This window comes from Mesorhizobium sp. M00.F.Ca.ET.216.01.1.1 (assembly GCF_004010325.2).
GTDB lineage: Bacteria > Pseudomonadota > Alphaproteobacteria > Rhizobiales > Rhizobiaceae > Mesorhizobium.
This window is the reverse complement of the sequence record NZ_SADR02000611.1, coordinates 1-280: the sequence shown is the minus strand read 5'-3', so window position 1 is coordinate 280 and position 280 is coordinate 1. Positions and strand designations below refer to the sequence as shown.

The 280-nt window shown below is 68.2% G+C and carries 1 pseudogene; it reads left to right on the top strand.

Going from position 1 to position 280, the window contains the following annotated elements:
• A pseudogene (locus tag EN859_RS37645) lies at positions 1 to 280 on the top strand (sugar ABC transporter permease); the annotation flags it as partial.

Below are 280 nucleotides of genomic sequence, written 5' to 3'. Positions count from 1 at the left end.
GCCGCGTGCAGCGCAAGCGCTTCCGTTTCCCGCTGCGCCCGGTCTGGGCCGAGACGCTGCTCGCCACGGTCACCTGCGCGATCATCCTGGGCGCAGTGTGGCTCGCCAACTCCTATCCCTGGCCGGTCGGCATCGTGAACCGCTACGCCGCCGCCAACAACATCACCGTCCCCGAGGGCGGGCTGTTCATCGCGCATGGCATCGCCATTCCGGTGCTGATGGCGGTCGCCGTTGGCCTGATCATGACCTTCGTCACCAAGCGCACGCGCTTCGGCCGCTA